The sequence below is a fragment of the Salipiger sp. PrR002 genome (assembly GCF_010500775.1).
Taxonomy (GTDB): domain Bacteria; phylum Pseudomonadota; class Alphaproteobacteria; order Rhodobacterales; family Rhodobacteraceae; genus Salipiger.
In genome coordinates this window covers 71,243-95,979 of the sequence record NZ_JAAGOU010000002.1, presented here as the reverse complement: position 1 = coordinate 95,979, position 24,737 = coordinate 71,243, and the positions used below count along the sequence as shown (strand labels likewise).

The window sequence follows — 24,737 nt, the reverse complement described above, 5'->3', positions numbered from 1 at the left end:
GGACCCCGGGATCGCATTGCAAATCCCCGCCCCAGACCTAACAATTGCCGGCAGAGGATCAAGACACGAAAGCAAGGGCATGAGCCAGACCGACCTGAACGAACCCGGGCAGGCGCTGCTCTGGACCGAAGAGCGCAGCACCTTCATCCGCCTGCGCACGATGATCCTGCTGCGCTGGGTGGCGATCTGCGGCCAGATCGCCGCGCTGGTGGTGGCGCAGTCGATCTATGACCTGCAGCTGCCGCTGGGCCTGTGCTACGTCGCGGTGGGCATCTCTGTGATCGGCAACCTCGTCGCCAGCCTGATCTTTCCCGAAACCAAACGCCTGTCGGAAGCCGAGAACTTCCTGATGGTGATGTTCGATCTGCTGCAGCTGTGCTTCCTGCTCTATCTCACCGGCGGGCTGAACAACCCTTTCTCGGTGATGGTGCTGGGGCCGGTGACGGTCTCTGCGGTGATGCTGTCGCTGCGCTCGACCATCGTGCTCAACGTCACCGCCTTTGTGCTGATCTCGGGCATGGTCTTTGCCAATGTGCCGCTGCACACATTCGACGGGCAGGTGCTGCAGATCCCCGATCTCTTCGTCTTCGGCCAATGGGTCGCCATCGCCATCGCGCTGGTGTTCCTGTCGGTCTATTCGCGCCGGGTCACCACCGAGATGAACGCCATGTCCGACGCGCTCAATGCCACGCAGATGGCGCTGTCACGCCAGCAAAAGCTCAACGATCTGGGCGGCGTGGTCGCCGCCGCCGCGCATGAACTGGGCACGCCGCTGGCCACGATCAAACTGACCTCGGCGGAACTGATTGATGATCTCGACGACCGGCCAGACCTGCAGGAAGACGCGCGGTTGATCCGCGAGCAGGCCGACCGCTGCCGCGACATCCTGCGGTCCATGGGCCGCGCCGGGAAGGACGATCTGCACCTGCGCAGCGCGCCGCTGAGCGAAGTGCTGCGCGAGGCCGCCGAACCGCATGAGAACCGCGGCAAGACCATCGAGCTTGAGCAAATCACCGGCACCGAGGGGCCGATGCCGCAGGTGCTGCGCCGCCCCGAGGTGATCCACGGGCTGCGCAACCTCGTGCAGAATGCGGTGGATTTCGCCCGCAGCCGGGTCTGGATCGAGACCGGCTGGAACGAGCGCAGCATCACCGTGCGGATCATCGACGATGGGCCGGGCTACCCGCCGCATCTGCTCGGCCGCATTGGCGAGCCGATGATCCGCCGCCGCCGCTCGGAGGCCGAGCGCAAGGCGCGGCCCGAGTATGAGGGCATGGGGCTGGGGCTGTTCATCGCCAAGACACTGCTGGAACGCTCGGGCGCGGAGTTGAGCTTTGCCAATGCCTCCGATCCCAATGCCCCCGAGCCGCCCGGCACCCGCCGCGGAGCCGTGGTCGAACTGGTCTGGCCGCGCGAGGTGATCGTTGTGCCTGAGCAGGACCTTGGCGCGATGCTTGGCGAAAACCCCGTGTTCGAGCCTTGAAGCCTGCCGAAGCGGCTCTGAACCGGCGTCATATCCGCCGAGAATTAAGAGGTTATTAACCAGTTCTCCCGTAGGCATAGGGGACGACCTGCCTTGAGGAGATCGTCATGACCCCGTCCGTCGCATTGGCCATCGGACTCGGTGCCGGAGGCGCGGCCTTCTTCGGCTCGTTCCTGCTGCCGAAATCGCGGCGTGCAAGTGACATTGACCCGATCGCCAGAAACAGCGCCGACACGGAAATCCTGCTGGTGGACTGCCAAGTCGCCGATATGACCGGCGCGGCGCGGCAGATGCTCGACTGCGAGCCGAACGAGGATCTGGTCTGGCCCACGCTGATCCGGCGCCTCGAGCCGGTCTTCGGACCATTGCCGGAGCAGCCGCCGCACACACCGGCGAGCGTCGACTCGCCGCTCTTCCCCGAGGCGCGGCTTTCCATTTTCCCCGCCAAGGATTCCCTGCGGCTTTCGGTGCAGGCGGATTACCTCGCCGCAGGGCATCAGATTCGTCTGCGGCTCGATCAGGCGGAAATGCTTCGGCTAAGGCGCGCCATGGCGCTTGTGCCCTGCCCGATCTGGCAGAGCGACGCATTGGGTCAGGTCAGCTGGTTCAATCCCGCCTATGAGGATGTCTGCGCTCAGATCGGCACCGCGCCCGATGGTCCCGCGCCCTTCGAGCTTGCCGCCCCCGATGGCAGCGACACCCGCCGCAGCCGCACCGCCGTCGGCCCGCGCGGCGACCGCGCGCAGCTTTGGTACGAGGTGCAATCGCATCGCACCTGCGACGGCTGGCTGCATGTGGCGACGAATATCGACTCGGTCATTCATTCCGAGGTCACCCAGCGCAACTTTCTACAGACTCTCACCCGCATCTTCGCGCATCTGCCGATCGGCCTTGCGGTGTTTGACCGCGAGCGCAGGCTGGCGCTGTTCAACCCGGCCCTCATCGACCTTGTGCATCTCGAGGCCGAGTTTCTCAGCACCCGGCCCAATTTGATGAGCTTCTTCGACGCGCTGCGCGAGGGGCGCATGATGCCCGAGCCGAAGAACTACCAAAGCTGGCGCGAGCATCTTTCCGAGGTGATCGCCGCCGCCGCTTCGGATCTCTACGTCGAAACATGGGAATTGCCCTCTGGCCTGACCTATCGGATCACCGGGCGTCCGCATCCCGACGGCGGCATCGCCTTCCTGTTCGAAGACATCAGCTCCGAGATCTCGCTCACCCGGCGCTTCCGGCGCGAGATCGAACAGGCGCATTCGGTGCTCGACCAGTTCGAAGATGCGGTCGCGGTCTTCTCCGATCACGGCACCCTCAGCCTGTGCAATGCCGCCTACCGCACGCTTTGGGACGATGACCCCGACAGCCGTGTCGCCGATCTTTCGGTGGCCGAGGCGACGGCGCGCTGGCAGGCGCTCTGCGCGCCCAGTCCGGTCTGGGGGGAGATACGCGATTTCGTCCTGTGCCTGCGCGAGCGCGCGCCATGGGAAGCCCACCTTCGGCTGCATACCGGGGGCGGCCTGCTGTGCCGCGTCGCGCCGATGGCTGGCGGTGCGACGCTGGTCCGCTTTGCCCCCGAGGAAACCGGCGCGACCGCGCCCGCCTGACCTCTGGCAAGCACACCGCTTGTCGCTTGCGCGTGCGGCTGGCGAAGGTATCTTCGCGCCATGACGACCCGCGCCCTGTCCCTGCCCTCTTCCGACGCAACCTGCGCGCTGGCCGCCTCGCTTGCGCCGCGCCTGCGTCCCGGCGACGTGCTGCTGCTCGACGGCGGCATCGGCGCCGGAAAGACCCATTTCGCCCGCTGCCTGATTCAGTCGCTGCAGGAGGATCCCGAGGATGTACCCTCGCCCACCTTCACGCTGGTGCAGGTCTACGACGTGCCCACCGGCGAGCTCTGGCACACCGATCTCTATCGCCTCTCCGATCCTGACCAAGTGGTCGAACTGGGCCTCGCCGAGGCCTTCGAAGACGCGATCTGCCTCGTCGAATGGCCCGACCGGCTGGAGGATCTGACCCCCAAGGCCGCGCTCTCGCTCAGCTTCGAGGTCACCGGCGACGACAGCCGCCGGGTGACGCTGAGCTGGCAAGACCCGCGCTGGGATGCGCTGCTGGAGGCTCTCGATGCGTGATTTCCTGCGCGCCGCCGGGTGGGAGGCTGCCGCGGCGCAGCCGCTCGCCGGGGATGCTTCGACCCGCCGCTACACGCGCCTGTCGATGGGCGGGCAAACCGCCATCCTGATGCAAGACCCCGACGGCGACGTGGCGCTTTTTGCGCGGCTGGCGCGGCATCTCACCTCGCTCGGGCTGAGCGCGCCGCAGGTTCTGGCCGAAGCCCCCGGCCTGCTGCTGCTCGAAGACCTCGGCGACGGTCTCATCGCCCGGCTCGCCACCGATCCGCAGAGCGAAAAGCGGCTCTATCTCTGCGCAACCGACGCGCTGATCGCCCTGCACCGCCATGCGGCCCCCGCCGATCTTCCGGTGGCGGACGCGGCGCATCTGTCGGGCATCACCGATCTGGCCTTCGACGTCTATGCCGCCCGCGCTGGCGCGCCCGTCGATGCCGCCGCCCGCGACGCCGCCATTGCCTGCCTGCGCGCGCTGATCGAGACCCACGCGCCAGAGACCGACGTGATGATCCTGCGCGACTATCACGCCGAGAACATCCTCTGGCTGCCCGACCGCAAGGGTGCCGCCCGCGCCGGCGTGCTGGACTTTCAGGACGCGCTGCAGGGGCACCGCGCCTATGATCTGATCTCGCTGATCGAGGACGCGCGGCGCGATGTCTCGGAAGACACCGCCCATGCCTGCATTCGTCACTATATCGCGGAAACCGGCACGCCCGAGGCGCCCTTGCGTACCGCGCTGGCACTGCTGGGGGCGCAGCGCAATCTGCGCATCCTTGGCGTTTTCGCGCGGCTGGCGCAGGTCCGCCGCAAACCCCATTACATCGACCTGATCCCCCGGGTCTGGGCGCATCTGCAGACCGATCTGGCGCATCCCGCGCTGGCCGAATTGCGCGCCCTGCTGGCGCCGCTGCCCGCGCCGACCCCTGCGATCCTCGAAAGGCTGAAATCCTGATGCCTGACGCCGTCATGCTCTTTGCCGCGGGTTTCGGCACCCGCATGGGTGCGCTGACCGCGGACCGTCCGAAACCGCTGATCGATGTGGCCGGAAAGCCGCTGCTCGATCACGCGCTGGCACTCTGCGCGCATCTGCCGACCCGCGTGGTCAACGCTCATTACCGCGCCGAACAGGTCGAGGAGCATCTCGCCGGGACCGGCGTGCACGTCTCTGTCGAGCGGCCCGACATCCTCGACACCGGCGGCGGGCTGCGCCACGCGCTGCCGCTGCTGGGGCAGAGCCCGGTCTTCACGCTCAACACCGATGCGGTCTGGGCCGGGCCGAACCCGCTGCGCCTGCTGGCCGAGGCGTGGGATCCCGCGCGCATGGACGCGCTGCTGCTCTGCGTGCCGCTGGGGCAGGCCGTGGGCCGCAAGGGCGGCGGCGATTTCGCCATTTCCGGCGACGGGCAGCTCAGCCGCACGGGCGATCACGTCTACACCGGCGCGCAGATCCTCAAGACCGAGCTGCTGGCCGAGATCCCGGAGGATGTCTTTTCGCTGAACCTGCTGTGGAACCGGATGAACCAAGCGGGCCGTCTGCACGGGCTGAGCTATCCCGGCCATTGGGCCGACGTCGGCCACCCCGAGGGCATCACCCTCGCCGAAGAGATGCTGACCCGGAATGTCTAAGCCTGCCATGTCTGAACCCGCCTTGTTCGAGCCTATCGAAGGCCCCCGCGTCTATGGCCTTGCCTGCGGCGTCGACTTCCCCGCCGCGCTGGTCGCCGGGCTGCGCGCCCGCATGGAGGGCCGCCCGCCCGAGGAGATGGCCAAGGTCGAACTGATCCTCAACACCAGCCGCATGGCGCGGCGGGTGAAGGCGATCTTCGATCAAGGCCCCGCGACCTTGCTGCCGCGCATCCGGCTGCTGACAGACATGGCCGACCCTGCCGCCCTGCGCGATCTGCCCGCGCCGGTACCGCCGCTGCGGCGCAGGCTGGAGCTGACGGGACTGGTGTCGAAATTGCTCGACGCCCAGCCCGATCTCGCCCCCCGCGCCGCGCTTTTCGATCTGGCCGACAGTCTTGCGACGCTGATGGACGAGATGCAGGACGAGGGCGTCTCGCCCGACGAGATCGCCGCGCTGGATGTCAGCGACGAATCCGGCCACTGGCAGCGCGCGCTCAGTTTCCTGAACATCGTGCAGCGCTATTTCGAGCAGGGTGAGGAAGCGCCCGACACCATCGCGTTCCGCCGATATGCGCTGGAACAGAGACTGAAAAGCTGGGAAGAGCGCCCGCCCGAGCACCCGATCATCCTTGCCGGGTCCACCGGCTCGCGCGGGGGCACCCACCGGCTGATGTGCGCGGTCTCGAAACTGCCGCAGGGCGCGCTGGTGCTGCCGGGCTATGATTTCGACATGCCGGGCCCCGTTTGGGGCGGGCTGACCGATGCGCTCTCGGGAGAGGATCACCCGCAGTTCCGCTTTGCCCGGCTGCTGCACGAGCTGGCGCTCGATCCCACCACCCTGCCGCATTGGGATGGCACAAAGCCCCCCAGCCCCGCGCGCAACAAGCTGGTCTCGCTCGCCCTGCGCCCCGCGCCGGTCACCGATCAATGGCGCTCGGAAGGTGTGCATCTGCCCGATCTGCCCGAGGCGACGCAGGATGTGACCCTGCTCGAGGCCAATTCGAAGCGCGAAGAGGCGATGGCCATTGCCCTGCGCCTGCGGCAGGCCGCCGAGGACGGCGTGACCGCCGCGCTGATCACCCCCGACCGGATGCTGACGCGGCAGGTGACCGCCGCGCTCGACCGTTGGGACATCCTGCCCGACGACAGCGCCGGCATCCCGCTGCAGCTGACCCCACCGGGGCGCTTCCTGCGGCAGGTCGCGGCGCTGTTCCAGCGCGACCTCACCGCCGAGAGCCTGCTGTCGCTGCTCAAGCACCCGCTGACCCACAGCGGCTCGGAACGCAACAACCACCTGCGCGCGACGCGCGAGCTGGAACTGCATATCCGCGACCAGAGCTGGCCCTTCCCGCAGGCGCATCTGATCACCGCATGGGGCGAGGCGGCGGGCTTTCCGGACTGGGCCGCCTGGGTCGCCGAAACCTTCTGCCATCCGCCGGTGAGCGGCAAACGCGCGCTGGCTGACTGGCTGGCGCATCACCGCGCGCGCGCCGAGGCGATCGCGGCGGGTCCAGAGATGGGCGAGTCGGAGCTTTGGAAAGAAGGTGCGGGTCGCAAGGCGCGGCAGGTGGTCGAAACGCTCGAGGGCGAGGCCGCCCATGGCACCGACCTGTCGGCGCGCGACTATGCCGACCTCTTTGGCGCGGTGCTGGGACAGGGCGAGCTGCGCGACCGCGACGCGCCGCACCCGCGCATCCTGATCTGGGGCACGCTCGAGGCGCGCGTGATGGGCGCCGACCTGCTGATCCTCGGCGGGCTGAACGAGGGCAGCTGGCCGGAAATCCCCGGCGCAGACCCTTGGCTCAACCGCCGCATGCGGCACAAGGCAGGTCTCTTGCTGCCCGAGCGGCGCATCGGTCTGGCGGCGCATGACTTCCAGCAGGCGGTGGCGGCGCAAGAGGTCTGGCTGACCCGTGCGCTGAAATCCGACGATGCCGAGACGGTGCCCGCGCGCTGGGTCAACCGCATGATGAACCTGATGAACGGCCTGCCCGCCCGCCACGGCCCCGAGGCGCTGGAAGACATGCAAGAGCGCGGTCGCCACTGGCTGGCGCTGGCGCGGCAGGTCGAAGCGCCGATCAGAACGCCTTCCGCCGCCCGCCCCTCGCCGGTGCCGCCGGTCGCGGCACGTCCGCGCCAGCTGTCCGTCACCGAGATCAAGACGCTGATCCGCGATCCCTATTCGATCTACGCCAAGCGCGTGCTGCGGCTGCGCCCGCTCAACCCGCTGCAACGCGCGCCCGATGCGCTGCTGCGCGGCATCCTCATTCACCAGGTGTTCGAGGAATACGTGCGCGAAACCGTCTCTGATCCGGGGCTTCTCAGCCCCGAGGCGCTGCGCACAAAGGCGGCGGAGGTGATCGGCGATCCCGAGGTGCTGCCCTTCCCGGTCACCCGCCACGTCTGGCAGGCGCGCATCGGGCGTATCGCCGAGTGGTTCGTGCGCACCGAAAAGGCCCGGCAGGCGCTCGCCCGCCCGGTGCATTTCGAGGTGCGCGGCAGCAGCGACATCCCGGCGCTTGGCTTCACGCTCAAGGGCACCGCTGACCGGATCGACATCGACGAGCGCGGCAACGCGCATCTTTACGACTATAAGACCGGCGCCGCCCCCACCGCCGCGCAGCAAAAGAACTTCGACAAGCAGTTGCTGCTCGAGGCCGCCATGGTCGAGCGCGGTGCCTTCGAGAACCTGCACCCGCGCCACGCCGAACGCGCTGTGTTCGTCTCTGTTTCGGCCAATCCGAACGAGGTGGAGGCGCCTCTGGACGACGTGCCGCCGCAGAAGGTCTGGGCGCAGTTCGAGACCCTGATGGGCCGCTGGTTCGAGCCCGATCGCGGCTATACCGCCCGCGCCGCCATGCTCAGCGAGAATGATTTTTCCAACTACGACCACCTCTCGCGTTTCGGCGAATGGGATGTGATCGACGCCGCCGAACGGGAGATGCTGGAATGAGCCGCAACGAGGCCAGCGAAAAGCAGGTTGAGGCGGCCCGCCCGGATGCCTCCACATGGCTCGCCGCCAACGCGGGCTCGGGCAAGACCCGCGTGCTCACCGACCGGGTGGCGCGGCTGCTGCTCGACGAGGTGCTGCCCGAGCACATCCTGTGCCTGACCTACACCAAGGCCGCCGCCACCGAGATGCAGAACCGCTTGTTCCGCCGCCTCGGCGCTTGGGCGATGCTGGACGACGATGCGCTGATCGCCGAGCTGCGGCAATTGGGGCTCGAGGGCGCGCTGCCGCCCGAGCGTCTGCGGCAGGCGCGCACGCTCTTTGCCCGCGCCATCGAGACGCCCGGCGGCTTGCGCATCCAGACCATCCACTCGTTCTGTGCGAGCCTTTTGCGGCGCTTTCCGCTCGAAGCCGGGGTCTCGCCGCAGTTCACCGAGATGGAGGACCGCTCGGCCGAGATGCTGCGCGCCGAGGTGCTGGAACGCATGGCCGAGCGGCACGCGCCGCTGGTCGAGGCCATGGCGCCTTTCCTTGGCGAAGAGCCTGAATCGCTGCTCGCCGAGCTCTGCTCGCGCAAAGCCGCCTTCCTGCCGCCGCGCACGCCTCAGGACATTCGCGCGCTCTACGGCCTGCCCGAAGAGATGGACGAGGATGACGTGCTGTCGCAGGTCTTTCTGGGCAGCGAAAGCGATCTGATCGCCCGCGTACTGCCGATCCTGAAAGCGGGCAAAAGCACCGACCAGACCGCCGCGAAGAAGCTGGAGCGTTTCACCGGGCCTGACGTGCCGGGGATGCTGGCGCTGGAAGACGCGCTTCTGACGCAGAAGGGCACGGTCAGCAGCCGCATGGCCACCAAGGCCAGCAAGGACGCGATGGGCCCCGACTGGCCAAAGTTGGAACAACTCGCCGAGCGGGTCGAAAGCGCACGCGAGAGCCGCCTCGCCTTCGATGCGGTGAAGCGCGAGATCACCCTGCACCGTTTCGCGCAGGTCTTCCTGCCCGAGTACGAGCAGGAGAAGATGCTGCGCGGCTGGCTCGATTTCGACGATCTGGTGATCCGCGCCCGTGACCTTCTGGCCGACGACCGGGTCGCGGATTGGGTGCTCTACCGGCTCGACGGCGGCATCGACCATATCCTCGTGGACGAGGCGCAGGACACCAGCCCGGTGCAATGGCAGGTGATCGAGCGGCTCGCCCGCGAGTTCACCGCAGGCGAAGGCGCGCGCGGCGACGTGCGGCGCACCATCTTTGTGGTGGGCGACAAGAAACAGTCGATCTACTCGTTCCAGGGCGCCGACCCGCGCGAGTTCGACCGTATGTGCGACGATTTCGCTGAACGGCTGAAGGACACCGACGCGCCGCTCTCGCGCATGATGCTGGAATATTCCTTCCGCTCCGCCGGTCCGGTGCTGAAGCTGGTGGATGCCACCTTCGAGGGGCGCGAAGAGTCGGGGTTTTCCCCGGATCAGAGACATAAGGCGTTCAAATCCGAGATGCCGGGGCGGGTCGATCTCTGGCCGCATATCTCGCCGGTGAAGGACGAAGAGGACGACACCGAGTGGTTCGAACCGGTAGATCGCATCGGCGCGCAGCATCACACGGTGGTGCTGGCCAATCGCATCGCCGGGTTCATCGCGGACACCATCGGCACACCGCTGCCCGTCGAGATCGGCTTTTCCGGGGAATATAAGGCCCGCCCCGCCCATGCGGGCGATTTCCTGATCCTCGTGCGTCGCCGCGGCACGCTCTTTACCGAGATCATCCGCGCCATCAAGGCGCGCGGCCTGCCCATCGCCGGGGCTGACCGGCTGAAGGTCATGTCGGAACTGGCGGTCAAGGACATCGGCGCGCTGCTCGCCTTCCTCGCCACGCCCGAGGATGACCTCTCGCTCGCCACCGCGCTGCGCTCGCCGCTCTTTGGGCTGACCGAGAAGGCGCTTTTCGACCTCGCCCACACTCGCACGCCGGGCAGCTACCTCTGGGTCGCCCTGCGTGAGCGGCGCGAGGAGTTTCCCGCCGTGCTGCAGGTGATGGACGACCTGCTCGGCAAGACCGACTTCCTGCGCCCCTATGATCTGATCGAACGCATCCTCACCCGGCATCGCGGGCGGCAGAAACTGCTCGGGCGTTTGGGCGAAGAGGCCGAGGACGGGATCAACGCGCTTTTGCAACAGGCGCTGGCCTTCGAGCAGAGCACCGTGCCCTCGCTCACCGGGTTTCTCGAATGGATGCAGTCCGACGATCTCGAGATCAAACGCGCGCCCGACAGCGCCGGGGCCCGCATCCGGGTGATGACGGTGCATGGCTCCAAAGGCCTTGAGGCGCCGATCGTCATCCTGCCCGACTGCGCCCAGCCCACCAAGACCATCCGCGAGCGCCTGCTGCCCTCGGGCGAGGGCGAGGCTTCGGGCATGGTCTGGCAATCCAGCGCCGCGTCGCAGCCGCAGGTGCAGTCCGAGGCGCTCGACCGTGCCAAGGCCGCCGCCGAGCGCGAGCGGGATCGGCTGCTCTACGTCGCGCTCACCCGCGCCGAGAAATGGCTGGTGGTCGCCGCCGCCGGCAACCTCGGCAAGGACGGCAGCGCGTGGTTCGATCAGGTGCAACAGGGCATGGAGCGCGCCGGGGCCGAGACCACCGGCTATGATTTTGGCCGCTGGGGCACGGGCGAGGGTCTGCGGCTGGGTCAGGCCGACTGGTCCCACCTGCCCTTCGAGCGGGTCGAGGCGCAGGTGCCCGTGCTGCCGGATCTGCCGCCGCATCTGCGCGTCCCGGCGCAGAAACCCGATCCCCTGCCCGAAAGCCGCTCGCCCTCGGACCTCGGCGGCGCCAAGGCGCTGTCGGGCATGGATGGGCTCGACGAGGAAGAGGCCAAGCTGCGCGGCACCGTGCTGCACCTGCTGCTCGAACATCTCGCGCCGCTGCCCGAGGCGGCCCGCGCCGAGGCCTTGCCGCATGTGCTGACCCTCGCCGAAGATCTGCCCGAAGACACCGAGAGCGTCGCCGCAGAAGCGCTCGCCGTGCTTGCCGCCCCGGCGCTGCGCGCGATCTTTGAAGGCGAGGCGCTGGCCGAAGTGCCGATATCTGCCGAAATAGAGCCTGTGGGCCGCATCCATGGCGTCATCGACCGGTTGCTGGTCACACCCGATAAGGTGATCGCGCTCGACTTCAAATCGAACCGCACCGTGCCCGGCGCCGCGGCGGATGTGCCCGATGGGCTGCTGCGCCAGATGGGCGCCTATGCCGCCGCCTTGACGCAGGTCTTTCCCGGGCGCAGCATCGAGACCGGGCTGATCTGGACCGCAACGCAGGAGCTGATGGTCCTGCCACACGATCTTGTGTCTGCCGCCCTCGCCAGAACTACGCCAACTTGACGACTCCCCGGGGCGTGCCTACCTTCGCGCTCCGAGCGATAAAGCTGCCAAACCCGCAAGGAGACCCCAATGGCCACCGTCCCCGTCACCGACGCGACCTTCGACGAAGAAGTGAAGAACTCCGACATCCCCGTTGTGGTGGATTTCTGGGCCGAGTGGTGCGGCCCCTGCAAGCAGATCGGCCCGGCTCTGGAAGAGCTCGCCGCCGAGTATGAAGGCAAGATCAAGGTTGCCAAGGTCGACGTCGACCAGAACCCCAACACCGCCGCAATGATGGGCGTGCGCGGCATCCCCGCGCTGTTCATCTTCAAGGACGGTCAGGTGATCTCGAACCGCGCCGGCGCGGCCCCCAAGGCCTCGCTGCAGAGCTGGATCAACGAGTCGATCTGAGCCTTCCCAGCACTCTAAGACAGAGATGCGCCTCCCAAGCGGGGGCGCATTTTTCTTTGCGCCGCTCCCCAGCAGCTTTCATCTTTCGACAAATACTCCCGCCGGAGGCCCTAGCCCGCGCCTACCTCAGTGGCCCGAACACTCGCGCCGCCAGCGCCTGTACCCCGCCCCACCGCCGTGCCTGCGCCACCCCGAGATCCTCGGCGCGCGCGGGAAGCCCCCACCATTCCGCCAGCACCCGGTTGCGCAGCAAAAGCTGCACCGAAGGGTCATCTGAGCCCACCAGCCCGTATCCCTCAAAAAACCCCTCTAGCGCTGCGTCGGGCAGCACGTCGCCCGCCGCAATAGCCTCCTTGGGCGCATGCAGGATGGCGTAATCGGTCAGCAGCCGCGCGATGTCATGGCCCACCGGCACCACGCGCCCGCCAGCAAAGTCGAGGCCCCAGCAGCGCGTCTCGTCCAGCACAAGGTTGCGCATGTGCAGATCGCCATGGGTCTGCGCGGTCAGCGTCTGCCGCCCCTCAAAACGCGCCTGCTCTGCGCAGAGAGCCTCGGCGCAGGCAAGGAAGCGCTCCGGTTCGGGCAGCTGCCGCGCACCCGTGGCGACCTCCTGCATCACCGTACCCAGAAAGCGGATCGTGTGCTTGGGCTGGAACACGCGCGCCTCGCCCGGCAGCGCACGGTGATAGCCGCCAAGCCACGCCCCCGCCCGCCGCAACAGCGCCGCCTGCCGCGCCAGCGGCGCGCCCTCCAGCAGTGTCGAGAGCGGCTCTGCGGCGACATACTCCATCACGCTGGCCTGCGCCTCCAGATCGACCGCCAGCAGCGCGGGCACGCCCTCGGCAAAGCCCTCCTGCGCGGCCAGATGCGCGGCGACCTGCGTCTCGAATTTGTCCGGATCGACCGGCCGCGCCTGATGTTTCAGCACCAGTTGCCGCCCGTCCGGCCCGATCATCCGCAACAGCACCCGCGCCACCCGCGCATCCTCGCGCCGGGCCAGCGGCACCGCGCGCCACGCAGCAGGAGACAGCCCGATCTGTTCGGCAAGAGACGGCCACTGCGCCAGCGCCGAAGCCGCCAAATCCCCCGCGATCATTCCCATTCCCTGCCCCCTGCGCTATCTGCCCCCACAACGGCAGCGCCTTGCGAGGGGAAGTTCCAGCCCCCATATGGCGCCCAGCATGAAAGGAAAGACAATGTCCGATCAGGAATTTCCGGGCTGGCACGGCACCACGATCATTGGCGTCCGCAAGGGCGGCAAGGTGGTCGTCGCGGGTGACGGGCAGGTGAGCCTCGGCCAGACCGTCATCAAGGGCACCGCGCGCAAGGTGCGCCGCATCGCCCCCGGCGGTCACGAGGTGGTCTGCGGCTTTGCAGGCTCCACCGCCGACGCCTTCACCCTGCTCGAGCGGCTGGAAGGCAAGCTCGAACAGTCGCCCGGCCAGATGCAGCGCGCCTGCGTCGAACTGGCCAAGGACTGGCGCACCGACAAATACCTGCAGAAGCTCGAAGCGATGCTGATCGTCACCGACGGCAAGGATCTCTACGTGATCACCGGCGCCGGCGACGTGCTCGAACCCGAGCATGACATCGCCGCCATCGGCTCGGGCGGCAATTTCGCGCTCGCCGCCGCGCGCGGGCTCTACGCCTATGAAGACGACGCCGAGACGATCGCCCGCACCGCCATGGCCATTGCCTCCGACATCTGCGTCTACACCAACGGCAAGCTGACCGTTGAAACCATTTCGGCCTGAAACAGAGCCTGAGGCAGAGCCTGAAAGGACGACCATGACAGACCTGACCCCCCGCGAGATCGTGTCGGAACTCGACCGGTTCATCATCGGCCAGAAGGACGCCAAGCGCGCCGTGGCCGTGGCGCTGCGCAACCGCTGGCGCCGCAAGCAGCTCTCGGCCGATCTGCGCGACGAAGTCTATCCCAAGAACATCCTGATGATCGGGCCGACCGGTGTCGGCAAGACCGAGATCTCGCGCCGCCTCGCGAAGCTGGCGCGCGCGCCCTTCATCAAGGTCGAGGCCACGAAGTTCACCGAAGTGGGCTACGTGGGCCGCGACGTCGAGCAGATCATCCGTGATCTCATGGATGCCGCCATCGCCCAGACCCGCGAATGGATGCGCGAGGACGTGAAGGCCGCGGCGCATAAGAACGCCGAGGAGCGCGTGCTGTCGGCCATCGCCGGTGAGGACGCGCGCGAGGGCACCCGCGAGATGTTCCGCAAGAAGCTGAAGACCGGCGAGCTCGACGACACGGTGATCGAGCTTGACGTGGCCGAGACCGCCTCGCCCTTCTCCGGCATGGAGATCCCCGGCCAGCCCGGCCAGAACATGGGGATGATGAACCTCGGCGACATCTTCGGCAAAGCCTTCGGCGGGCGCACCACCCGCAAGAAGATGACCGTGGCCGAAAGCTACGAGGTGCTGCTCAGCGAAGAGGCCGACAAGCTGCTCGACGACGAGCAGGTGAAGCTGGCCGCGCTGGAGGCGGTGGAGCAGAACGGCATCGTCTTCCTCGACGAGATCGACAAGGTCACCGCGCGGCAGGAAGCCCGCGGCGGCGACGTCAGCCGCGAGGGCGTGCAGCGCGACCTGCTGCCACTGATCGAGGGCACCACCGTGAGCACCAAGCACGGCCCGGTGAAGACCGACCACATCCTCTTCATCGCCTCGGGTGCCTTCCACATCGCCAAGCCGTCGGACCTGCTGCCCGAACTGCAGGGCCGCCTGCCGATCCGGGTGAACCTGCGGGCGCTCACCGAGGAAGACTTCGTGCGCATCCTCACCGAGACCGACAACGCGCTCACGCGCCAGTACACCGCGCTCATGGCCACCGAGAAGGTCACCGTCACCTTCACCGAAGGCGGCATCAGCGCGCTGGCGAAGATCGCCGCGGAGGTCAACGAGAGCGTCGAGAACATCGGCGCGCGGCGGCTCTATACGGTGATGGAACGGGTGTTCGAGGAGCTGAGCTTCGCCGCCCCCGACCAGCCGGACACGGAAGTGACCGTGGACGAGGCCTTCGTCGAGAAACACCTCGGCGAGCTGACCCGCTCGACCGACCTCAGCCGCTACGTGCTGTAAGACAGGCGCGCGGGGGCCCGCCCTCCGCGTCGCGCCTTTCAGTGGGGGGCCAGCCCCCCACACCGCTCTCTCAAAGTGGGGGGCCAGCCCCCCACACCCCCCGGCGTATTTTCAAAGAGAAGAAGCAGGGCGCGGTCCTTCCTTCTTCTCTTTCTCAAATACGCCCGCCGGAGGCGTCCGGCCTCTACCGCATCTCCCCGGCGGCGGGTATGTTCGCGCCAACACCGCAAGGAGGAGACCCGCGATGAAACGCTCCCACGTTAATGAGATCCTGCGCGCCAGCGAGGCGTTCATCCGCAGCCATGGCTATGCGCTGCCGCCCTTCGCCTATCTCACCCCGGAAGGGCTGAAGGCGTCGGAGCATGGCGAGATCAAGCGTCGGCGCATGGGCTGGGACGTGACCGACTACGGCGGCGGGAAATTCGATGAGCTTGGGCTCTTTCTCTTCACCACCCGCAACGGGCTCAGCAGCGATCTCGGCCAGCGCAGCGCCATGCTCTACGCCGAGAAGATCATGATCTCGCGCCAGAACCAGCTGAGCCCGATGCACCGCCATGACCTCAAGGTCGAGGACATCATCAACCGCGGCGGCGGCACGCTGGTGCTGGAGCTTTTCGCGGCCACGCCGGAGGGCGAGATCGACCGCGATGCGCAGGTCACGGTGCTCTGTGACGGGATGGAGCGCAGCCTGCCCGCGGGCGGCCTTCTGAAGCTGGCGCCGGGGGAGTCGGTGACGCTCTTTCCGACCACTTGGCATGCCTTCTGGGGCGAGGGCAGCGACGTGCTGATCGGCGAGGTCTCGACGGTGAACGACGATCTGACCGACAATATCTTTGCCGAGCCGCTGGGACGGTTTTCGGACATTGAGGAAGACGTGGCACCGCTGCACCTGCTGGTGTCGGATTACGACGACAAGCTCTGAGCCAGTCTCAGGTCGCGCGCCAGAGGCCCTAAATCAGGCCATCCACCAGCGTTCAGCCATGCGCGAATCGTCCATCGCGCGCATGGCGCCAACGCGCGCAGGCGTCGCGATACGCGCCGAATGCGCCTGCAGGTGATTGGCGTACATCGGCAGGATCAGCCCGCCTTCGTCGCGGCTGAGCCGCTGCATCTCGGCGTAAAGCTCGGCGCGGCGGGCGCTGTCGAACTCGGCCCGCGCCTCGCGCAGCAATTGCCCGAAGCGCCCGCTGCCGCCGCGCGTCGCGTTCCACGGCGCGCCTTCGGTAAGCACGGTGGAGAACGCCCAATCCTCGGTGGCGCGGCCCGACCAGCCACCGGCGCGGAACCCGGCGCTGTCGCGCGGCCATTGCGTGTCCGAGGGCAGCACCCGCAGATCGAGCGTGATGCCCGCCTGCGCGGCGCTGTCGCGGTACAGCTCGGCGGCCCGGCCCGCGCCATCAAAGGCAGCCTCCGACACCAGCATCGGCAGCACGGCGCCCTCGTGCCCCGCCTGCGCCAGATGCCAGCGCGCGCGCTCGGGGTCGAACGCCTGCGGCTCGAGCGCGGCGAAATAGGGGTTGGCGGGACCGATCGGGCTGTCCTGCCCGATGCGGCCGTGGCCGTGCAGCACCTCGGCGACCATCGCCTCGCGGTCCACCGCCGCCTTCAGCGCCTGCCGCAGGTGCGGATCGGCAAAGGGCGCAAGATCGGTGCGCAGGGCAAAGCCGTAATGCTGGTTGCCCGCAAGGCTCTGGACCGTGAAGCGCGGCTCGGCCTGCAGCGCGGCCACCTCGGCGGCGGGCAGCCGGTCGATGGCATCGACACGGCTTGAGCGCAGCGCGTCCAGCCGCTCTTGCGGATCGTTCAGCGCGAGGAAATCCACGCCATCGAACCAGCCCGCGCGACCGTCCTTATAGTGCTCGGCCACGCGGCGGCCGATGAACCGGCGGCCGGGCTCGAAGCGCTCGACCCGGTAGAGGCCGGTGCCAATGCCGCGCGTCATCGCCTCGGTGATCTGCCCGGCGGGGTAGATCAGCAGGTGGTAGTCGGCCATCAGGTAGGGGAAATCGGCATTGCCGGTGGCCAGCGTGAACTCGACCTGATGCAGTGCGGTGGCGCGCATCTCGTCGATCTCGGCCACGATGGGCCGCGCCGGGGATGCGGCGTCGCGGTGCAGCGCGAGCGAGGCCAGCACGTCCTCGGCGCCGAAGGGTTTGCCATTATGGAAGCGCACGCCGGGGCGCAGGTCGAAGGTCCAGACGCGGGCGTCGGAAGAGGCGCGCCAGCCGGTGGCCAGCTCGCCGCGCAGCGCACCATCGGCGCCCACTTCGGTCAGCGTGTCAAAGACCGCGCCCTGCGCCGCGGCGGCCATGAAGCTGCCGGTGTGGGTGCGCGCGTCCCAGCTGTCTGTGCCGCGTGCCCCGCCGAGGGCGGCGCGGAAATACCCGCCGCGCGACGCCCCCGCAACGGCCCCTGCGCCAGCCAGACCCGACGCGCCGAGGACGGCGGCGGCGAGGGCCGATTGCAGCACGCGGCGGCGGCGGATGACGGTCATGGGCGGCGGCGCTCCTGAGGCGGGTGAAACTTGCGCTCAGCACTCTGCACCTCTGCCTGCCCCGGTGCAACAGTCCCGCGGTCAAACCTGCGACAGCGGCACGCGGCGCGCGCGGATTTCAGGCAGAGCGGGCGCGCCGCCCCCGTCAGGAGCCAAAGCCGCTGGCGAGACTGTCGAGCGAGGCGATCTGGTCCATGACCCGCACCAGTTCGGCGCTGATGCCGGGTTCGGAAAGCGCGTGACCGGCGTTGCGGATCATCCGCAGCTCGCCCCCGGCCCAAGCCTGCGACAGTTCCCACGCGCGGCGCGGCGGGCAGATCATGTCGTAGCGGCCCTGCACGATGACACCGGGGATGCCGCGCAGGCGGTCGGCGTTGTTGAGGATCCAGCCGTCTTCCTCAAGGAAGCCCGCGTTGACGAAATAGTGGTTTTCCAGCCGTGCGAAGGCGCGGGCGTATTCCGCCGGAGCCTCGCCGCCGTGGCCGTTGGAATAGACCGAAGCCAGCGCGTTCTCCCAGCTTGACCACGCACGGGCAAAGCGCACTTCCTCGCGCAGGTCGCCCGAAAACAGCCGCCGGTGATAGGCGCCGATGAGATCGCCGCGTTCGGCTTCGGGGATCAGCCCCTCGAAACGTGCCCACGTCTCGGGCCAGAAATGCCCCGCGCCGCCGCCGTAGAACCAGTCGAGCTCGGCCTGCGTCATCATGAAGACGCCGCGCAGCACGAGGTTGCGCACCCGCTCGGGGTGGCTGATCGCATAGACCAGCGAGAGCGTCGCCCCCCAGCTGCCGCCGAAGACGACGAACTTGTCGATCTCGAGCAGCTGACGAATGCGCTCGATGTCGGCCACGAGGTGCCAGGTGGTGTTGTTCTCGACGCTGGCATGCGGTGTGGAGCGCCCGCAGCCGCGCTGATCGAAAAGCACCACGCGGTACACATCGGGATCGAAATAGCGGCGCATGGCGGGGCTGCAGCCGCCGCCGGGGCCGCCATGCAGCACGACCACGGGAATCCCTGCCGGATTGCCACATTGCTCTACATAGAGCTTGTGCCCGTCGCCCACGTCGAGCATGCGCTGGTCGAACGGGTCGATCGCGGGATAGAGATGTTGCACTGCGCTCTTTTGGCCCGGGTATTTGTCCATGGAACCTCTATATTGGCTGTTGAGCCCAAAAGGAAACGGGATACCGAAAATATGACCCTGACCGTCGATCCGTCCGAAGTCGCCAAGTTCGAAGCCATGGCGGCAGAATGGTGGGACCCGAACGGAAAGTTCAAGCCGTTGCACATGATGAACCCGGTGCGTCTCGATTATATCACGACGCAGATCGCGGGCGAGTATGATCGCGACCTTTCCGCGCCGCGTCCCTTCGAAGGGCTGCGCATTCTCGACATCGGCTGCGGCGGCGGGCTTCTGTGCGAGCCGATGGCCCGTCTTGGGGCCGAAATCGTCGGCGTCGATGCCGCCGAGCGCAACATTCCGGTGGCGCAGACCCATGCCGAACAGTCGGGGCTGGAGATCGACTACCGCTTCTCCACCGCCGAGGCGCTGGCCGAAGCGGGCGAGCAGTTCGACGTGGTGCTGAACATGGAGGTGGTCGAGCATGTGGCCGATCCGCAGGCCTATCTCGATGCCTGCTGCGCGCTGCTGAAGCCCGGCGGGCTGCATCTGTGCTCGACGATCAACCGCAACGCCAAGAGCTTTGCCATGGCCATCGTCGGTGCCGAATGGGTGATGCGCTGGCTGCCCAAGGGCACGCATGAGTGGAACAAGTTCATCACCCAGGACGAGCTTTACGAGTTCATGCGCAAGGCCGGGCTGACGCCGGTGGACCGCAAGGGCTATGTCTTCAACCCGGTGAGCTGGCGCTGGTCGATCTCGGACCGGGACCTGACGGTGAACTACGTCACGGCGGCGCTGAAGCCCGAGAGCTGAGGCCAGACTTCGACCCTAAGAAAGCGAAAAGCGCCTGCCCGGGGGGGCGGGCAGGCGCTGTGCGGCTAGTGTTGTACGTTTCCTTACTCCGCCGGGTCCTTACTCCGCCGGGCGCCGTGCGTGGGCCGCAAGCTCGGCCTCGGCTTCGGGGTCGATGTGCAGATCGTCGATCACCACACCCGCCGTCGGATCGCGGTAGACGTCCATGTCGATCTGACCCTCGGTCTTGGCGACAATCGCGGTGACCACCGCGTCGCCAGTGATGTTCACCGCGGTGCGGATCATATCCATCAGACGGTCGACGCCGAGGATCAGAGCGATGCCTTCGATCGGCAGACCCACCTGCCCCAGCACCATGGTCAGCATCACCATGCCCACGCCGGGCACACCCGCGGTGCCGATGGAGGCCAGAACCGCCATGCCGATCACCGTCAGATAGCCGCCAACGCCAAGGTCGATGCCATAGACATTGGCCAGAAACACCGTGGCCACGCCCTGCATGATCGCCGTGCCGTCCATGTTGATCGTCGCGCCAAATGGCACGGTGAAGGAAGCGACGGAGTTGTTCACCCCCATCCGCTCGGTCACAGCGCGCAGGGTCACGGGAATCGTCGCGTTCGACGATGCGGTCGAGAAGGCGAAGATTTGCGCCGGACGGATCTTCTTCATGAACATGATCGGATCGAGGCCCGAGAAGACCTTGAGGTAGAGCATCAGCGTCACGAAGAGATGCAGCAGCAGCGCGCCCACCAGAACCCCCACATAGGTGATCACCGGAAGGAAAAGGCCGATGCCCTGCTCGGTGAAGGTTTTCGCGATCAGGCAGAAGACGCCATAGGGCGCAAAGGCCATGACGACCTCGACCACCTTCATCATCAGCTCGTTCATGTATTCGCAGGCGTCGACGAAAGCCGTCGAACGCTCGCCCAGCATCAGCGCGGCCATGCCCAGAATGATGGTGTAAAAGATGATCTGCAGCATCTCGCCGCTGGAGAAGGCCGCGACCGGGTTACGCGGCACGATGGCGGCGAAGGTCTCCCAGACGGTCGGGGCGTCCTTGCCGGTCACGCCCGAGGTGTCCACGCCCTCGATGGTAAAGCCGCTGCCCGGTGCCACCACCAGCGCGATGATGATCGCCACCGCGATGGCCGTGCCGGTGGTCAGCAGGTAGAGCCCGAAGGACTTGCCGCCAACGCGGCCAAGAATGCGGATGTCGCCGATCCCGGCCACGCCGCAGATCAGCGAGAAGAACACCAGCGGCACCACCAGCATCTGCAGGGCGTTGACGAACATGCGCCCCACCATGCCGAAGAAGCCGCCGACGACGTGCTCGTTGATCCAGCCGATCTGAAGAAGGTTGAGGATGACGCCCAGCGCGAAACCGGCACCCATGCCGATCATCACCTTGGTCGTCAAAGAGAGTTTCTTGCTGGCAGTGCTCATTTCGGCCTCCATATGTCGCTGTTCTATTCTTTCGAATAGGCGGACCCGGAGGCGAAAAATCTGACGCTAGGTTAAGAAAAGGTGAACAGGCACTGCCGGGTCACCTTCAGATTGCATAGTTTTTCGGCGAATTTCCACATAAACCATGACCCAAGGTCAGCGAAGCGGGTCAGTCGGCCTCGAGCTTGAGGCGCAATTCGCGCAGCACAGGCAGCGCCGCGCGCACTTTGTCGGCCCCCAGATCGCGCACCATTTCCGAGATCACCGGCGCCATGGCCGCCAGCGCCGCCTCGCGGGCGCGGTTGCCAGCGGGGCTGATCGAGACCATCTTGCGCCGCGCGTCGTCCCAATCGGGCCTGATGTGCACATAGCCCGCGATCTCGAGCTTGGTGAGCGTGTTGGTCATCGCGCCGCGCGTCACATGGAAACTGCGCGCCAGCTGCGCCGGGCTGCGTTCCCCCTGCACCCTTGCGAGGTGGTTGAGCACCGAGAAATGCGAGATTTCCATCCGGTTCGGCAGCACGCGGGTCAGCCGGTTGCGCAGCAACTGGTCAGCGGTCAGCAACTCGCTGAACAGCGAGATGGCGAGGGCGTCGGCGGGCGAGCTCATACTGCCCGCCCCACGCCGGACTTACACGGCACCGCACGCCCGCTTGCGGGGGTCTGCGCCGGAAGGGCCGGCGGCCTGATATGCAGCGATGCCTGAGTCATTTCCCGCCTCTATCAGCCAGCGAGCAGCGGATCGAGCTTGCCCGCGCGTTCCATGGCGTAAAGTTCGTCGCAGCCACCCACATGGGTCTCGCCCACGAAGATCTGCGGCACGGTACGCCCGCCATTGGCGCGTTGGGTCATCTCGGCGCGGCGCTCGGGTTCGGCGGCGACGTTGATTTCGGTAAACTCTGCGCCCTTCTGGTTCAGCAGCCGCTTGGCGGCGACGCAAAAGCCGCAAGTGGGGGTGGTGTAGATCTCGATCGGTTTCATACGCGTTTCCCTTTCCGGCTGACTGGCAGCCCATCTTTCAGGGATTTAGGTATCCTTTGCAACGCGCGCCAGTACCGAGACCACGACCTGTGCCGCCCCTGCCTCTTTGCAGGCCAGAGACGCTGCGGAAAGCGTCGCCCCGGAGGTCATCACATCGTCGACCAACAGCACGTTGCGGCCCTTGAGCGGGACACGGTTGCGCGGGTCGGCGATGATCGCGCCTTCCAGCGTGGCAAAACGCGCGTCGCGCCCCTTTCCATCGAGCGACGGGGTGGCGCGGCGGCGCAAAAGCGCGTCCGGCACGTGCTGCAGCCCCAGCAGCCTACCCAGAGCCACGCCCAGCAGCGCGGATTGATTGTAGCGCCTGCGCAGATGGCGGCGCAGATGCAGCGGCACGGGCACCACCAGCGCATCCTTGGGCAACCGCCCCTGCAGGCGGCGCGCCATCCAGACCGCGGCGGGGCGCGCGATATCATGGCGGTCGCCATGTTTGAGCATCAGGACCAGCTTGCGGCCATTGTCCCGATACAGCAGCGCCGCGCTGCCATGCGCCCACGGCCTTCCCTCGGCGCGGCAACTGTCGCAGTTCTCGGCCTGCTGCGAGTGCCCCGGCAGCGGCGCGGCGCAAAGATCGCAGCAGAGCCCGCCAAGGAAGGGCGTGTCGCGCCAGCACGGCCCGCAGAGCCCGTGATCGCTTTCGACCAGCCCGCCGCAGAGCAGGCAGCGCGGCGGATAAACCAGCGCCAGCGCGCCGCGCATCAAGGTTTGCAAGTGCTCGCGCCGCATCCTATCAACCTTTCATGTCCAGCCAGCCCAATCGCCCGACCGACAGACCGGCCCCGCAGCTCATCGACCGCGCCGCGCTTGCGCAGCACCGGGCCCGCGCGCGCCGTTCGGACGATCTGCAGAGGGCGCTGTTCCTGCATGAGGCCGCGCGCGATGAAGCGCAGGATCGGCTCATGATGGTTAATAGAGAGTTCAAATCTCCGGCCATCGTGACCCCCTACCCCGAGGTCTGGCAGGGGCTGCTGCCGGAGGCCAAGATCATCCCCGATGACGATGTGCTCGATCTTGAGGTCGGCGCGCATGATCTGGTGATCCACGCGCTGGCGCTGCATTGGGCCAACGACCCGGTGGGTCAGCTGATCCAATGCCGCCGCGCGCTCAGCGCCGACGGGCTGAACATCACGCTGGCTTTCGGAGGCGAAACGCTGGCGGAACTGCGCGCCGCGCTTGGTCAGGCCGAGATCGAGATCAGCGGCGGGCTTTCGCCCCGCGTCCTGCCCATGGGCGAGATCCGCGATTTGGGCGCGCTGCTGCAGCGCGCGGGGCTTGCCCTGCCGGTGGCCGACTCCCTGCCGCTGGACGTCAGCTATTCTTCGGCGCTGCACCTGATGCGCGACCTGCGCAGCATGGGAGAGAGCAACGCGCTTGGCGCCCGGCTGCGCCGCCCCACCCGCCGCGCAGTGCTGCTGCGCGCCGCCGAGATCTACGCCGAAACCTACGCCCGCGAGGACGGTCGGCTGCGCGCCACCTTCGAGCTTGTCACGCTGACCGGCTGGGCCCCCGACGAGAGCCAGCAAAAGCCGCTGCGGCCCGGAAGTGCGGCGCATCGTCTCGCCGACGCGCTCGGTGCGAGGGAAACCCCGCTTAAGGATTGAATCATTCTAAATTCGCGTTACCTAGCGCGTGACTTTGAGGGAACAGAACGCATGAACGACATGACCCCAGGCCCGATCCGTCCCGCCCAGGCCCCCGCCGACCACCCGGCGCTCCCACGCGAAAAAGTCGGAATCCTGCTCGCCAACCTCGGCACCCCCGATCACTACAGCTATTGGCCGATGCGCCGTTACCTGTCCGAGTTCCTCTCGGACCAGCGCGTCATCGACTATCCGAAGTGGAAATGGCAGCCGCTGCTGCAGTTGATCATCCTGAGCAAACGGCCCTTCTCCTCGGGCGCAAACTACAAGTCGATCTGGAACGAAGAACTGGGCGAGAGCCCACTGATGACGATCACCAAGGCGCAGACCGCAGCCATCGCCGAGTCGATGAAGGCGCGCTACGGCGATCAGGTCATGGTCGATTTCTGCATGCGCTACGGCAACCCTTCGACCAAATCCAAGGTCAAGGCGATGACCGAGGCGGGCTGCCGCAAGATCCTGTTCTTCCCGCTCTACCCGCAATACGCCGGCGCGACCTCTGCCACCGCCAATGACGCCTTCTTCAAGGCGCTGATGGACGAGCCGTGGCAGCCCACCGCCCGCGTGGTCGATCCCTATTTCGAGCACCCGGCCTATATCGAGGCGCTGGCGCAATCGGTCGAGCTTGCCTATGCCGCGAAAGAGCAAAAGCCCGAGATGCTCGTGGTCTCCTACCACGGGATGCCCAAACGCTATCTGATGCAGGGCGATCCCTATCACTGCCAGTGCCAGAAATCGACGCGGCTGCTGCGCGAGCGGCTCGGCTGGGACAAGACCGAGATCCGCACCACCTTCCAGTCGGTTTTCGGCCCCGAAGAATGGCTCAAGCCCTACACCGTGGAAGAGGTCGCGCGGATCGCCAAGGACGAGGGCAAGAAGCGGATCGCCGTGATCGCCCCGGCGTTTTCCGCCGATTGCATCGAGACGCTCGAAGAGATCAACGAAGAGATTCGCGAGAGCTTCGAACATGCGGGCGGCGAAGAGTTCACCTATATCCCCTGCCTCAACGATGATGCCGCGCATATCGAAGCGCTGAGCACGGTGATCGACGAGAACCTGCAGGGCTGGCTGAAGTAAGCGCCGGCGTGCGGCGCGGCGGGATTGTCGCCTGCCGCAGCCCCGCATCCCGAACCTAGGCAAAGAA

At 67.1% G+C, this 24,737-nt stretch carries 21 protein-coding genes; 14 read left to right on the top strand and 7 right to left on the bottom strand.

Annotated elements, in window-relative coordinates:
* Window positions 1–79: 79 nt before the first annotated feature.
* From regB to trxA, 8 genes are all read left to right on the top strand, one after another.
* The gene (gene regB / locus G0A00_RS02940; RefSeq protein ID WP_066103312.1) at window positions 80–1,483 is read left to right on the top strand and encodes a sensor histidine kinase RegB; all 1,404 of its coding nucleotides are present in this window, start codon (window positions 80–82) and stop codon (window positions 1,481–1,483) included.
* Between the two features lie 107 nt (window positions 1,484–1,590).
* Window positions 1,591–3,084 (top strand): PAS-domain containing protein, encoded by a 1,494-nt coding sequence (locus G0A00_RS02935; RefSeq protein ID WP_164178532.1) that lies wholly within the window; start codon window positions 1,591–1,593, stop codon window positions 3,082–3,084.
* A gap of 60 nt (window positions 3,085–3,144) precedes the next feature.
* Window positions 3,145–3,609, top strand: coding sequence for a tRNA (adenosine(37)-N6)-threonylcarbamoyltransferase complex ATPase subunit type 1 TsaE (gene tsaE / locus G0A00_RS02930; RefSeq protein ID WP_164178530.1), 465 nt, complete (start codon window positions 3,145–3,147; stop codon window positions 3,607–3,609).
* On the top strand, window positions 3,602–4,558 hold the full coding sequence (locus G0A00_RS02925; protein WP_164178528.1) for an aminoglycoside phosphotransferase family protein: 957 nt from the start codon (window positions 3,602–3,604) through the stop codon (window positions 4,556–4,558). Before tsaE ends, G0A00_RS02925 begins: the two co-directional genes overlap by 8 nt.
* Window positions 4,558–5,232: a nucleotidyltransferase family protein gene (locus G0A00_RS02920; protein WP_164178526.1), complete on the top strand. Its 675-nt coding sequence runs from the start codon at window positions 4,558–4,560 to the stop codon at window positions 5,230–5,232. Before G0A00_RS02925 ends, G0A00_RS02920 begins: the two co-directional genes overlap by 1 nt.
* A gap of 7 nt (window positions 5,233–5,239) precedes the next feature.
* The gene (gene addB, locus G0A00_RS02915) at window positions 5,240–8,185 is read left to right on the top strand and encodes a double-strand break repair protein AddB (RefSeq protein ID WP_235952861.1); all 2,946 of its coding nucleotides are present in this window, start codon (window positions 5,240–5,242) and stop codon (window positions 8,183–8,185) included.
* Window positions 8,182–11,553 (top strand): double-strand break repair helicase AddA, encoded by a 3,372-nt coding sequence (gene addA, locus G0A00_RS02910; RefSeq protein WP_164178524.1) that lies wholly within the window; start codon window positions 8,182–8,184, stop codon window positions 11,551–11,553. The genes addB and addA overlap by 4 nt, the downstream gene beginning before the upstream one ends.
* Window positions 11,554–11,622: 69 nt before the next feature.
* Complete coding sequence (trxA, locus tag G0A00_RS02905; protein WP_066103331.1) at window positions 11,623–11,943, top strand: thioredoxin; 321 nt, start codon at window positions 11,623–11,625, stop codon at window positions 11,941–11,943.
* Window positions 11,944–12,064: 121 nt separating this feature from the next.
* Here the strand turns inward: trxA and G0A00_RS02900 are convergent, their stop codons facing one another.
* Window positions 12,065–13,045, bottom strand: coding sequence for an aminoglycoside phosphotransferase family protein (locus G0A00_RS02900; RefSeq protein ID WP_164178523.1), 981 nt, complete (start codon window positions 13,043–13,045; stop codon window positions 12,065–12,067).
* A gap of 94 nt (window positions 13,046–13,139) precedes the next feature.
* On the opposite strand from G0A00_RS02900, the gene hslV reads away from it, so the two are divergent.
* The 3 genes from hslV to G0A00_RS02885 all read left to right on the top strand — a co-directional run bounded on the left by hslV (window position 13,140) and on the right by G0A00_RS02885 (window position 15,961).
* A complete protein-coding gene (hslV, locus tag G0A00_RS02895; protein WP_066103337.1) occupies window positions 13,140–13,697 on the top strand; it encodes an ATP-dependent protease subunit HslV in 558 nt (185 codons plus the stop codon).
* Window positions 13,698–13,731: 34 nt separating this feature from the next.
* Window positions 13,732–15,039 carry an ATP-dependent protease ATPase subunit HslU gene (gene hslU / locus G0A00_RS02890; protein WP_164178521.1) on the top strand — a complete coding sequence of 436 codons (1,308 nt, stop codon included), beginning with the start codon at window positions 13,732–13,734 and terminating at the stop codon, window positions 15,037–15,039.
* A 244-nt stretch (window positions 15,040–15,283) separates the two neighbouring features.
* Window positions 15,284–15,961, top strand: a complete 678-nt coding sequence (locus G0A00_RS02885; RefSeq protein WP_164178519.1) for a D-lyxose/D-mannose family sugar isomerase — start codon at window positions 15,284–15,286, stop codon at window positions 15,959–15,961.
* Between the two features lie 33 nt (window positions 15,962–15,994).
* On the opposite strand, the gene G0A00_RS02880 is transcribed toward G0A00_RS02885, so the two are convergent.
* On the bottom strand, window positions 15,995–17,533 hold the full coding sequence (locus tag G0A00_RS02880) for an ABC transporter substrate-binding protein (RefSeq protein ID WP_164178517.1): 1,539 nt from the start codon (window positions 17,531–17,533) through the stop codon (window positions 15,995–15,997).
* Between the two features lie 145 nt (window positions 17,534–17,678).
* The gene (pip, locus tag G0A00_RS02875; RefSeq protein ID WP_164178515.1) at window positions 17,679–18,677 is read right to left on the bottom strand and encodes a prolyl aminopeptidase; all 999 of its coding nucleotides are present in this window, start codon (window positions 18,675–18,677) and stop codon (window positions 17,679–17,681) included.
* Window positions 18,678–18,728: 51 nt separating this feature from the next.
* Between pip and ubiG the strand changes: the two genes are divergently transcribed.
* Window positions 18,729–19,469: a bifunctional 2-polyprenyl-6-hydroxyphenol methylase/3-demethylubiquinol 3-O-methyltransferase UbiG gene (gene ubiG, locus G0A00_RS02870; RefSeq protein WP_164178513.1), complete on the top strand. Its 741-nt coding sequence runs from the start codon at window positions 18,729–18,731 to the stop codon at window positions 19,467–19,469.
* 99 nt (window positions 19,470–19,568) lie between these two features.
* Here ubiG and G0A00_RS02865 read toward each other — a convergent pair whose 3' ends face one another.
* From G0A00_RS02865 to G0A00_RS02850, 4 genes are all read right to left on the bottom strand, one after another.
* Window positions 19,569–20,912 carry a dicarboxylate/amino acid:cation symporter gene (locus tag G0A00_RS02865; protein WP_235952860.1) on the bottom strand — a complete coding sequence of 448 codons (1,344 nt, stop codon included), beginning with the start codon at window positions 20,910–20,912 and terminating at the stop codon, window positions 19,569–19,571.
* Between the two features lie 169 nt (window positions 20,913–21,081).
* Entirely contained in the window at window positions 21,082–21,522 is a 441-nt protein-coding gene (locus G0A00_RS02860; RefSeq protein WP_066103357.1) for a MarR family winged helix-turn-helix transcriptional regulator, read from the bottom strand.
* Window positions 21,523–21,635: 113 nt separating this feature from the next.
* A complete protein-coding gene (grxC, locus tag G0A00_RS02855; protein WP_164178510.1) occupies window positions 21,636–21,893 on the bottom strand; it encodes a glutaredoxin 3 in 258 nt (85 codons plus the stop codon).
* Between the two features lie 45 nt (window positions 21,894–21,938).
* Window positions 21,939–22,652 carry a ComF family protein gene (locus tag G0A00_RS02850; RefSeq protein WP_164178872.1) on the bottom strand — a complete coding sequence of 238 codons (714 nt, stop codon included), beginning with the start codon at window positions 22,650–22,652 and terminating at the stop codon, window positions 21,939–21,941.
* Between the two features lie 41 nt (window positions 22,653–22,693).
* Here G0A00_RS02850 and G0A00_RS02845 point away from each other — a divergent pair, with 41 nt between their 5' ends.
* The gene (locus G0A00_RS02845; RefSeq protein ID WP_164178508.1) at window positions 22,694–23,554 is read left to right on the top strand and encodes an SAM-dependent methyltransferase; all 861 of its coding nucleotides are present in this window, start codon (window positions 22,694–22,696) and stop codon (window positions 23,552–23,554) included.
* 51 nt (window positions 23,555–23,605) lie between these two features.
* The gene (gene hemH / locus G0A00_RS02840; RefSeq protein ID WP_164178506.1) at window positions 23,606–24,670 is read left to right on the top strand and encodes a ferrochelatase; all 1,065 of its coding nucleotides are present in this window, start codon (window positions 23,606–23,608) and stop codon (window positions 24,668–24,670) included.
* Window positions 24,671–24,737 lie beyond the last annotated feature (67 nt).

Coding starts and splice junctions, on each gene's coding strand:
- pip (WP_164178515.1), bottom strand. CDS start 18,677: ATGGACAAATACCCGGGCCAAAAGAGCGCAGTGCAACATCTCTATCCC.
- trxA (WP_066103331.1), top strand. CDS start 11,623: ATGGCCACCGTCCCCGTCACCGACGCGACCTTCGACGAAGAAGTGAAG.
- ubiG (WP_164178513.1), top strand. CDS start 18,729: ATGACCCTGACCGTCGATCCGTCCGAAGTCGCCAAGTTCGAAGCCATG.
- addA (WP_164178524.1), top strand. CDS start 8,182: ATGAGCCGCAACGAGGCCAGCGAAAAGCAGGTTGAGGCGGCCCGCCCG.
- grxC (WP_164178510.1), bottom strand. CDS start 21,893: ATGAAACCGATCGAGATCTACACCACCCCCACTTGCGGCTTTTGCGTC.
- hemH (WP_164178506.1), top strand. CDS start 23,606: ATGAACGACATGACCCCAGGCCCGATCCGTCCCGCCCAGGCCCCCGCC.
- tsaE (WP_164178530.1), top strand. CDS start 3,145: ATGACGACCCGCGCCCTGTCCCTGCCCTCTTCCGACGCAACCTGCGCG.
- G0A00_RS02845 (WP_164178508.1), top strand. CDS start 22,694: ATGTCCAGCCAGCCCAATCGCCCGACCGACAGACCGGCCCCGCAGCTC.
- G0A00_RS02850 (WP_164178872.1), bottom strand. CDS start 22,652: ATGCGCGGCGCGCTGGCGCTGGTTTATCCGCCGCGCTGCCTGCTCTGC.
- hslV (WP_066103337.1), top strand. CDS start 13,140: ATGTCCGATCAGGAATTTCCGGGCTGGCACGGCACCACGATCATTGGC.
- G0A00_RS02920 (WP_164178526.1), top strand. CDS start 4,558: ATGCCTGACGCCGTCATGCTCTTTGCCGCGGGTTTCGGCACCCGCATG.
- G0A00_RS02885 (WP_164178519.1), top strand. CDS start 15,284: ATGAAACGCTCCCACGTTAATGAGATCCTGCGCGCCAGCGAGGCGTTC.
- G0A00_RS02900 (WP_164178523.1), bottom strand. CDS start 13,045: ATGGGAATGATCGCGGGGGATTTGGCGGCTTCGGCGCTGGCGCAGTGG.
- hslU (WP_164178521.1), top strand. CDS start 13,732: ATGACAGACCTGACCCCCCGCGAGATCGTGTCGGAACTCGACCGGTTC.
- G0A00_RS02880 (WP_164178517.1), bottom strand. CDS start 17,533: ATGACCGTCATCCGCCGCCGCCGCGTGCTGCAATCGGCCCTCGCCGCC.
- G0A00_RS02865 (WP_235952860.1), bottom strand. CDS start 20,912: ATGAGCACTGCCAGCAAGAAACTCTCTTTGACGACCAAGGTGATGATC.
- addB (WP_235952861.1), top strand. CDS start 5,240: ATGTCTGAACCCGCCTTGTTCGAGCCTATCGAAGGCCCCCGCGTCTAT.
- G0A00_RS02925 (WP_164178528.1), top strand. CDS start 3,602: ATGCGTGATTTCCTGCGCGCCGCCGGGTGGGAGGCTGCCGCGGCGCAG.
- G0A00_RS02935 (WP_164178532.1), top strand. CDS start 1,591: ATGACCCCGTCCGTCGCATTGGCCATCGGACTCGGTGCCGGAGGCGCG.
- regB (WP_066103312.1), top strand. CDS start 80: ATGAGCCAGACCGACCTGAACGAACCCGGGCAGGCGCTGCTCTGGACC.
- G0A00_RS02860 (WP_066103357.1), bottom strand. CDS start 21,522: ATGAGCTCGCCCGCCGACGCCCTCGCCATCTCGCTGTTCAGCGAGTTG.